The organism is Microbacterium sp. CPCC 204701 (genome assembly GCF_004010105.1).
GTDB lineage: Bacteria > Actinomycetota > Actinomycetes > Actinomycetales > Microbacteriaceae > Microbacterium.
In genome coordinates, this window is sequence record NZ_RRYE01000099.1 from 1 (window position 1) to 8839 (window position 8839).

Genomic DNA, 8839 nt, shown 5'->3' on the forward strand with positions numbered 1-8839 from the left:
CGGCGGCGCGGTGGAACGCCTTGCCCTCGTCCGACACCGCCCACGCCTCGTTCGTCTCGGGTGTCAGATCGCCGCTGCCGGCGAGGTGCAGTGCGAGCCCCAGCAGGCCGCCGTCCCAGCCGACGCCGGTCGCGCCGGGTCCGAACTGCTCCCAGAACCCGGGCGGCACGTCGGCGGCGCGGGCGGTGTGCTCGAGCTCGAGTCTCGTCGTGCCGGCATCCGTCGCCGTCAGGCGGACCACGACCCAGCTGCTGCCACCGCCGTACTCCCACGTGATCCGGTAGTGCGCCGCGCCGTCGGCCGGGGGTGCGCACTCGAGCACCTCGCCGCCGGCGTTGCCCTCGAACTGGTAGCGCCCGCCCAGCCGCAGGTCGCCGCTGACGGGGAGGAACCACCGTGGGATCCGCTCGGGATTCGTCACGGCGTCCCACACGTCCTCGATCGGGCTGGGGTACTCCTGCGCGAGCGTCTGGACGTACGCCTCGTCGTCGTCCAGCTTCGCGGTGGCGACGCTGCGCGTGACGGCGTCGACCTGGGCGTTCACATCGACCATGTCAGTTCTCCTCTGGTTCGTCGGGGTCGGATGGCTCATCGGGGGAGGGCGCGGCATCCGTCGTCGCCTCGGCCGACTGCGCGGCCTCGGCGGCGAGACGTCGCGAGCGGCGGCCGCGCGCGAGCTCGGTGCCGAGGGCATCGAGATGCGGCTGCCAGAAGCGGCGGAACGGGTCGAACCACGTCGCCGCGGTCTCGAGCGGCGCAGGGTCGATCGCATAGAGCCGGCGCGTGCCCTCGGGGCGCACGGTGGCGAAGCCGGACTCTCGCAGCACCCGCAGATGCTGCGAGACGGCCGGCTGCGAGATGCCGAACTCGCGCTGCACGACATCGCCGATCTCGCCGGCGCTGCGCTCGCCCTCAGCGAGGAGTTCGAGGATGCGCCGGCGCACCGGGTCGCCGAGGATGTCGAGCGCGTGCATGACTCCATAATTTCAGCACTGCTTATATAAGTCAAGAGCGAAAAATGCAGGCCGCTCGTAAGATGAGCGACATGCCTGAGACCAACGCTCCGCTCCCGCCCGTCGCGATCCTCGGGGCCGGTTCCATGGGCGGTGCGATCGCGCGAGGCCTTGCCCGGTCGGGCCTCGCGACGGCCGGCGTGACGACGACCAACCGTTCGATCGCCAGAGCCGCAGAGTTGACGGAGCTCGACGGGGTCACGAGCGTCGCACTCGAGGAGGCGCCCACCGGGAACACGGATGCCGCGGCCCTGGCCGACATCGTGCTGATCGGCGTGAAGCCGGCGATGGTGCCCGACCTGCTGCGCGAGATCGCCCCCGCATTGCGGCCGGGCACGATCGTGGTGAGCCTCGCGGCGGGTGTCACCATCGCGACGTTCGAGCGCATCCTCGGCGACGGCTCGGTGGTGCTGCGGTCGATGCCGAACACGCCGTCGCTCGTCGGCCACGGGGTCACGGGGCTCGCTGCCGGCACGCGCGCCGACGCCGCCGCGGTCGCTGTGGCGCGGCGCCTCTTCGAGACCGTCGGCACGGTGGTGGAGGTGCCGGAGTCGCAGATCGACGCGCTGTCGACCATCTCGGGCTCAGGCCCGGCCTACTTCTTCCTCGTGGTCGAGGAATTCACCCAGGCGGCGATCGGCAAAGGCTTCGGCGAGGCCGAGGCGCGGCTCATGGCAGAGCAGACCTTCATCGGCGCGGCCGCGCTGCTGGAGGCATCCGGTGACGACCCGGCGGAGCTCCGCCGCCGCGTGACGAGCCCCAAGGGCACGACCGAACGCGCCGTCGCCGTGTTGCACGACGCCCGCCTCGGTGACGTCTTCGCACGGGCCACCGACGCCGCCCTCGCCCGCGCGAGGGAGCTGGCGGAGGGCGCGTAGCGTCAGCGGTCGAGCGCGGCGAAGCGCTCGATGTCGGAGTTCGTCCCCGACACGATGATCAGGTCGTGGTTGGTGACGACCGTGTTCGCCTCGGCGTAGCGGAACGGACGGCCCGGGCTCTTCACGCCGACGACCGTGACGTTGTACTTCGTGCGCACGCCGGATTCGTTCAGGCCCACCCCGCGCACGAACTTCGGCGGGTACATCTTCGCCAGCACGAAGTCGTCGTCGAAGCGGATGAAGTCGAGCATGCGTCCGCTCACGAGGTGCGCGACGCGCTCGCCCGCCTCGCGCTCGGGGTAGATCACGTGGTTCGCGCCGACGCGGGCGAGGATCTTGCCGTGCGACTGCGACACCGCCTTCGCCCAGATCTGCGGCACCTTGAGGTCGACGAGGTTCGCGGTGATGAGGACGGATGCCTCGATCGACGAGCCCACCGCGACCACCGCGACCTGGAAGTCCGCCGCGCCGATCTGCTTGAGCGCGTCGATGTTGCGCGCGTCCGCCTGCACGGTGTGGGTCACCCGCTCGGACCACTTCTGCACGAGCTCGAGGTTGTCGTCGATCGCGAGCACCTCGCGGTCGAGGCGGTCCAGCTCTCCCGCACAGGCGGCGCCGAAGCGCCCCAGCCCGATCACCAGGACGGGTGCGTCGCTTCTGATCCGCTCAACCAACGATGGGCCTTTCCACGGGCAGCGAGTAGAGCTGCGAACGGGATGTCGCGGCCACGGCCGCGGCGAGTGTCACTGTACCAATGCGCCCCATGAAGATCGTCAGCGCCATGACGTAGACGGCGGGGTCGGAGAGCTCGGCCGTGAGGCCCGTCGACAGCCCGACCGTTCCGAACGCCGAGATGACGTCGAAGAGCACATCGGCGATGGGCTCCTGGCTGATCTGCGCGATGACGATCGTCGAGAGCGCGACGATCGTCGCGCCCCACGCGACGACCGACAGGCCGACGCGCTGCACGTCGCTCGGGATGCGCCGGCCGAACGCCTCGACCGACTGGCGGCCCTTCGCCTCGGACCACACGGCCAGAGCGAGCACGGCGAGCGTCGTCACCTTGATGCCGCCGGCCGTCGAAGCCGATCCGCCCCCGACGAACATGAGCATGCAGCCGACGATGAGCGACGAGCCGTAGAGCTCTCCGACGTCGACCACCGCGAACCCGCCCGACCTCGTCATCGCGGACAGGAAGAACGCCTGGAACGTGGTGTCCCAGGCATCCATCGATCCGAACGTCTTCGGGTTGTTGTACTCGAGCGCGAGGAACGCGGCCGCGCCCGCGAAGAACAGCAGCACCGTCGTGATGATCGTGAGCTTGGTGTGCAGCGGCCACCGGCGCACGTGCCAGTGATGCTTGAACAGCGCGTAGATCACCGGGAATCCGATGCTGCCGAGGAACACGGCGATCATGAGGATGGTCAGCAGCATGTAGTCGTCGGCGAACGGCTCGAGCCCGCCGACGTTGGGCGTGAACCCGGTGTTGGTGAACGCCATCGCGGCGTAGAACGGCGCCTCCCACAGCGCCTCGAGCGGTCCGATGCCCGCCAGCAGGAGCGAGGGATAGAGCGCCACGGCCACGATGCCCTCGATGAGCAGGGTCGACAGCGCCACCGTCCGCAGCAGCTGGCCGACCTCGCCGAGGCGCACCGTCTGGCTCTCGTTCACCGGACCGGCATGCGCACGCATCGGATTGGTGTCGCTGGCCGCGATGAGCTTGGCACGAAGCCCGAGGCGCTTCGAGATCACCAGACCCAGGATCGACGCGAGTGTCAGCACGCCCATGCCGCCGATGTTCACGCCGAGGAAGATCACGACCTTCCCGAAGGGCGAGAACGTCGTGGCGATGTCGACGGTGGTGAGGCCGGTGACGCAGATCGTCGAGACCGCGGTGAACACGGCGTCCGCCAGCGAGATCCGGCGACCGTCGGCGGCTGACGCCGGAAGCGACAGCAGCGCGGTGAAGAGCAGGATCAGCGACACGAAGACGAGGACCGCGAACCGTGCCGGCGATGTCGTCGTCAGGTTGCGCAGAACGTCCCATGCCTCCCTGAGCGCCGAGGGCACGCGCCGCATGAGCGACCCAGCCGGGTCCGTCGCCATGCGTCGCCCCCTTCGTTTGAGAGACCCGAGTCATGGTACTCCGCAAGTGTCCCGACTAATCTGAGCACATGGCGGACATCTTCGACGTGATCGCGGACGGCACGCGTCGCGACATCCTGCGACTCCTGCTCGACAGGTCGACCGCCGGAGAACGCGGCACCAGCGTGTCGCACATCGTGCACGAGCTCGGCGCCAGCCAGCCGACGGTCTCGAAGCACCTCAAGGTGCTGCGCGACGCGCACCTCGTCTCGGTGCGCGAGGAGGGGCAGCACCGCTACTACAGCCTGTCGGCCGACCCGCTCGACGAGGTCGACGACTGGCTCGTGCCGTTCCTCGACGGCGCGACCGACGAGACCCCCACGGCGCAGCCGTCGCTGCCCGACTCCGCGGCGCATGCGGCCGAAGTGGTCGGCCGGGCCGCGGCATCCGCCAAGCATGCCCTCGAGGCCGCCCTCAAGAAGCTCCCCGGCCGCTGACGCACCGAAGGACGATCCCGCGCAGCGGCAGGACCGTCCTCCGGAGCGATGCGGGTCAGCGCCGCCCGGCCTTCCGGCGGAACAGCCAGGCTCCCCATACGAACGACACCACGAGGATGCCGACGCACCAGGCGATCGCCCATCCCACCGTGCCGGCGACCGAAGTGCCCATGAGGAGCCCGCGGATCGTCTCGATGAGAGGGGTCACGGGCTGGTACTCGGCGACGCCCTGCAGCCATTCCGGCATCGTCGAGACCGGCACGTAGGCGCTGGAGAGGTAGGGGAGGAACAGGATGATGAACCCGTATCCGTTCGCGCCCTCCGGGCTGCCCGACGCGAGGCCGATGGCCGCGAACAGGTAGGTGATCGCGAGGATCCACAGTGCAATCACGCCGATCGCCCCGACCCATCCCCACACGTCCGCAGTGGGACGGAATCCGACGAGGAGCGCCACGCCGATCACGATGGCGGTCGCGAAGAGGTTGCGCAGCAGGCTGGCCACGACGTGGCCGGTCAGCACCGCGCTCGCGCGCAGCGGCATCGTGCGGAACCGGTCGATGATGCCGGCCTTCATGTCGCCGGCCACGTACACGGCCGTCGACGCCGCGCCGAAGCCGGCGCACGTGAGGATCACGCCGGGCACGACGTAGTCGACGTAGTCGCCCGTAGGGTCGATGGCGCCGCCGAACACCCACGTGAACATCAGCATCAGCATCACGGGGAGCAGGATCGCCATGAGCAGGGATTCCCCGTCGCGCAGCGAATGCAGGAGGCTCCGGCGCACGAAGACGCTCTCGGCGGTGAGGCCCGAGATACGCGGGCGCAGCGCCGGCGCGGCGGGGGTCGCGGTCAGGGTGGTCATGCGATCTCCTTCAATGCGGATGCCTCGGCCTCGCGCGCGTCGGCGCGGCCGCGTCCGTCGGATGAGGTCAGGGCGAGGAACACGTCGTCGAGACTCGGGCGACGGAGGGTGACGACGCCCTCTGCGCCGGACTCGTCGAGCACGTCGAGCGCGCGACGCAGCCCCGACACGGTGCCGTCGGTGGGCACCTCCCGCAGCAGGTCGCCGTGGGCGTCGTGCAGTTCGACGGTGTCGCCGCCGACGCGCGCCTTCAGCGCAGCCGGAGTGCCGCTCGCGACCACGCATCCGCCGTCGAGCACCGCGATGCGATCGGCGAGCTGATCGGCCTCCTCGAGGTACTGCGTCGTCAGGAACACCGTCGTGCCCGCCTCGGCGAGGGAGCGGATGACGTCCCACAGCTCACGGCGGCTGCGGGTGTCGAGCCCCGTCGTGGGCTCGTCGAGGAAGAGCACCTCGGGCGTCACGACGAAGCTCAGGGCGAGGTCGAGCCGGCGCCGCATGCCGCCGGAGTACGTGCCGACGCGCTTGGCGCCGGCATCCGTCAGCGCGAAGCGCTCGAGCAGCTCGGTCGCCCGTGCGCGCGCCGCGCGGGCCGACAGACCCGACAGGCGCGCGAGCATCACCAGGTTCTCGTTGCCGGTGAGCACGTCGTCGACCGCGGCCGACTGGCCGGTGAGGCTGATCCGCTGCTTCACCTGCTCGGGTGCCTGCACGACGTCGATGCCCGCCACGGTGGCGGTGCCGGCGTCGGGGCGCACGAGCGTCGTGAGGATGTTGATGGTGGTCGTCTTGCCGGCGCCGTTCGGGCCGAGGAGCGCGAAGACCTCGCCGCGTTCGACGGTGAGGTCGAGCCCGTCGAGGACGGTATGGCGTCCGAAGCCCTTGCGCAGGCCGCGGACGTCGACGGCCGGTGGTGTGGAGCGGCTGCTCATCGAGGCATCCCTTCATGTGTGGTCTGTGTACTGCAGAAACTGTTTACGTCAGTAACTGTTTATGACGGTAACACACTGTTTACGTAATAAACAGTCCTAGACTGACGAGATGACCGACGCCCCCGAACCCGAGCTCCCGCGCGGCATCGCTCTCGCCTGGGGTGTCGCCGCGAATCCGCAGCGGGGCCCCAAACGCGAGATGAGCGTCGAGCGCATCGTCGAGGCCGCCGTCGAGATCGCGGATGCCGAGGGCCTGGGCGCTGTCTCGATGGCCGCCGTCGCCGCGAAGCTCGGTTTCACGCCGATGTCGCTCTACCGCTATGTCACCGCCAAGGACGATCTGATCCTGCTCATGCAGGAGGAGGCGACCGGTCTGCCGTCGGAGGAGGTCCTCGCGGCCGGCGACTGGCGCGAGCGTCTCACGGCGCTCTACCGCCAGCAGGTGCATCACTACATGGAGCACCCGTGGGTCCTGGAGGTGCCGATCACCGGCTCTCCCGCCACGCCCAACAGTGCGGCGTGGATGGATGCCGGGCTGGCCGCGCTCGCCGACACGCCGCTCAGCCATGAGGAGCGACTCTCGGTGCTGCTGCTCGTCACGGGGGCGGCACGCTGGACGGGCATCGTCCTCGCCGGATATCAGCGCGCCGAACGCGACGGCGGGCTCACCGGCGGCGATATCACGGCGCGCGAGGATGCGATGTACCGCGCGCTCATCACCGAGGACGCCTACCCGCACCTGCGCGCCGCTATCGACGCGGGCGTGTTCCTCGACGAGTCGGACCCGTTCGCGTTCGGCCTCGAGCGAAGCCTCGACGGCGTTGCCGCATACATTGATGCCGTCGCCCAGGGTCGCGCTGCCGAGCGGGCGCCGTGGGCGCGGCTCGAGGATGCCGACGTCGCTGACGACAAGAAGTACCGCGAGGCGCGGAAGGCGGTGCGTGAGGCCGAGAAGGCCCTCCGGGACGCGCGCAAGCTCGAACGCCTGGCCGCGCGCGACGCCCGCGAGCGCCGCGCGAGGCTCCGCGGAGAATCCTGACGGCGTCGTACCAGCTGTCTCACAGGCCACACAGGTTTACACGCGCCCCTCGGCGGTCCTAGAGTGTGGTCAGTACTTCTGGGGAAGGGGATCGACATGGCGGAGCTGCCGGACGTACGCTTCCTCACCGTTGCCGAGGTCGCCGAGCTCATGCGCGTCTCGAAGATGACGGTGTACCGTCTCGTGCACTCGGGCGAGCTCCCCGCGGTCCGGTTCGGTCGCAGCTACCGGGTGCCCGAGTCCGCGGTGACCGAAGCCCTGCAACGGCCGATCGCCGACGTCGGCTAGACTGATCCGAGGCATTTTTCGAAATCTGCCGGTTCCCGGGCGAGCACGTGCGCGCCCAGACCCCGACATAGTGAGGTTCTCCGTGGGTTCTGTCATCAAGAAGCGCCGCAAGCGCATGGCGAAGAAGAAGCACCGCAAGCTGCTTCGCAAGACTCGCCACCAGCGCCGCAACAAGAAGTAAGCGGCATCCGCACCAAGCGTCCCCCGACCGGCGCCCGTCTTCGCAGACACGGCACCCGGTCGACGGGGGCGCTTCGTGTCTCGGGTGCGCCCGCGTTCCCCCAGAGAGGCGGATCATGAAGTCCATCACCGTCCACGAGCTGCGTGAGCGCGCAGCGACCCCGCTCATCGACGTGCGCGAAGAGTGGGAGTACGAGTCGGGCCACGTGCCGGGTGCCGTCAACCTGCCGATGTCGGTCATCGGCGAACGGCTCGACGAACTTCCCGACGGCGCCTTCGACGTCATCTGCAAGGTCGGAGGCCGCTCCGCGCGGGTCGCCGAGGCCCTGGCGGCCCGCGGCTACGACACGACGAACGTCGACGGCGGCACCGACGAGTGGATCGCCGCCGGCTATCCCGTCGAAGGCGCGGCGTGACCAGACTCACGCTCATCGGCAAGCCCGACTGCCACCTGTGCGACGTCGCGCGGGACGTGGTCGAGACGGTCGTGGCCGAGCTCCCCGAGGACGCCGTCGAGGTCGAGGAGCGCTCGATCTCCGACGATCCGGCGCTGTACGCGCAATGGTGGGAGAAGATCCCGGTCGTGCTGATCGACGGCGAGCTGCACGGTCATTGGCGAGTGTCGCCCGACCGGCTGCGCGCCGCACTCGCGTCTGCGGGCTGATCGGGTCAGCCCGCGACCGTCGTGATCTCGACGATCTCGACGCCTTCGGATCGAGACGCCAGTCGCGCCCTTGTCGGTCGACAGCTCGAACTCGGCCGCCATCGGAATCTCCTTGTGCATGCATCGCGCGGCAGATGCCGCGCGCGGCACACGGCAGCGGTGAAGCGGCTCGTAGCGGAAACCACCCTCGGTAAACGGCTGTCGCCGGATCAGGCGATGCGGCGTACGTAGGACGATTCGCGCCGGATCGTCCTACGCCGGTGAGATCACCTGAACTCGTGACGGGGGACGGATGCCTCGGCCGGCGGAAGGCCGAGCGCCGTCGCGGTGGCCCGCCGTGACGGGCGACGGGCCGGTGTGAGGCAGCGCGTGCGGCCGCGGGACGCCGACGCCGGGCGGCG

General features: G+C 69.7%; 13 protein-coding genes. 7 read left to right on the top strand and 6 right to left on the bottom strand.

The window, feature by feature from the left end; all coding sequences use genetic code 11:
* Together EIO58_RS08150 and EIO58_RS08155 are read right to left on the bottom strand one after the other, a co-directional pair.
* Positions 1-553: SRPBCC family protein (locus EIO58_RS08150; RefSeq protein WP_164861591.1), on the bottom strand; the 553-nt coding region annotated here is incomplete at its 3' end.
* Position 554: 1 nt separating this feature from the next.
* Positions 555-974: an ArsR/SmtB family transcription factor gene (locus EIO58_RS08155; protein ID WP_127819108.1), complete on the bottom strand. Its 420-nt coding sequence runs from the start codon at positions 972-974 to the stop codon at positions 555-557.
* 71 nt (positions 975-1045) lie between these two features.
* Here EIO58_RS08155 and proC point away from each other — a divergent pair, with 71 nt between their 5' ends.
* On the top strand, positions 1046-1891 hold the full coding sequence (gene proC / locus EIO58_RS08160) for a pyrroline-5-carboxylate reductase (RefSeq protein ID WP_127819109.1): 846 nt from the start codon (positions 1046-1048) through the stop codon (positions 1889-1891).
* A gap of 2 nt (positions 1892-1893) precedes the next feature.
* Here the strand turns inward: proC and EIO58_RS08165 are convergent, their stop codons facing one another.
* Both EIO58_RS08165 and EIO58_RS08170 read right to left on the bottom strand, forming a co-directional pair.
* The gene (locus tag EIO58_RS08165; RefSeq protein WP_127819110.1) at positions 1894-2565 is read right to left on the bottom strand and encodes a potassium channel family protein; all 672 of its coding nucleotides are present in this window, start codon (positions 2563-2565) and stop codon (positions 1894-1896) included.
* Positions 2558-3997 carry a TrkH family potassium uptake protein gene (locus EIO58_RS08170; RefSeq protein ID WP_127819111.1) on the bottom strand — a complete coding sequence of 480 codons (1440 nt, stop codon included), beginning with the start codon at positions 3995-3997 and terminating at the stop codon, positions 2558-2560. The genes EIO58_RS08165 and EIO58_RS08170 overlap by 8 nt, the downstream gene beginning before the upstream one ends.
* Positions 3998-4065: 68 nt before the next feature.
* On the opposite strand from EIO58_RS08170, the gene EIO58_RS08175 reads away from it, so the two are divergent.
* A complete protein-coding gene (locus EIO58_RS08175) occupies positions 4066-4473 on the top strand; it encodes an ArsR/SmtB family transcription factor (protein ID WP_127819112.1) in 408 nt (135 codons plus the stop codon).
* A gap of 55 nt (positions 4474-4528) precedes the next feature.
* On the opposite strand, the gene EIO58_RS08180 is transcribed toward EIO58_RS08175, so the two are convergent.
* Together EIO58_RS08180 and EIO58_RS08185 are read right to left on the bottom strand one after the other, a co-directional pair.
* Positions 4529-5335, bottom strand: coding sequence for an ABC transporter permease (locus EIO58_RS08180; RefSeq protein ID WP_127819113.1), 807 nt, complete (start codon positions 5333-5335; stop codon positions 4529-4531).
* Positions 5332-6267 carry an ATP-binding cassette domain-containing protein gene (locus EIO58_RS08185; protein WP_127819114.1) on the bottom strand — a complete coding sequence of 312 codons (936 nt, stop codon included), beginning with the start codon at positions 6265-6267 and terminating at the stop codon, positions 5332-5334. The genes EIO58_RS08180 and EIO58_RS08185 overlap by 4 nt, the downstream gene beginning before the upstream one ends.
* 109 nt (positions 6268-6376) lie before the next feature.
* On the opposite strand from EIO58_RS08185, the gene EIO58_RS08190 reads away from it, so the two are divergent.
* The 5 genes from EIO58_RS08190 (at position 6377) to EIO58_RS08210 (ending at position 8438) form a co-directional block, all read left to right on the top strand.
* On the top strand, positions 6377-7306 hold the full coding sequence (locus tag EIO58_RS08190; RefSeq protein ID WP_127819115.1) for a TetR/AcrR family transcriptional regulator: 930 nt from the start codon (positions 6377-6379) through the stop codon (positions 7304-7306).
* Positions 7307-7402: 96 nt separating this feature from the next.
* Entirely contained in the window at positions 7403-7594 is a 192-nt protein-coding gene (locus tag EIO58_RS08195) for a helix-turn-helix domain-containing protein (RefSeq protein WP_019182077.1), read from the top strand.
* A gap of 82 nt (positions 7595-7676) precedes the next feature.
* On the top strand, positions 7677-7775 hold the full coding sequence (locus EIO58_RS08200; protein ID WP_003792170.1) for a 30S ribosomal protein bS22: 99 nt from the start codon (positions 7677-7679) through the stop codon (positions 7773-7775).
* Positions 7776-7890: 115 nt separating this feature from the next.
* A complete protein-coding gene (locus EIO58_RS08205; protein WP_127819116.1) occupies positions 7891-8190 on the top strand; it encodes a rhodanese-like domain-containing protein in 300 nt (99 codons plus the stop codon).
* Positions 8187-8438, top strand: a complete 252-nt coding sequence (locus EIO58_RS08210) for a glutaredoxin family protein (RefSeq protein ID WP_127819117.1) — start codon at positions 8187-8189, stop codon at positions 8436-8438. Before EIO58_RS08205 ends, EIO58_RS08210 begins: the two co-directional genes overlap by 4 nt.
* Positions 8439-8839: the final 401 nt, after the last annotated feature.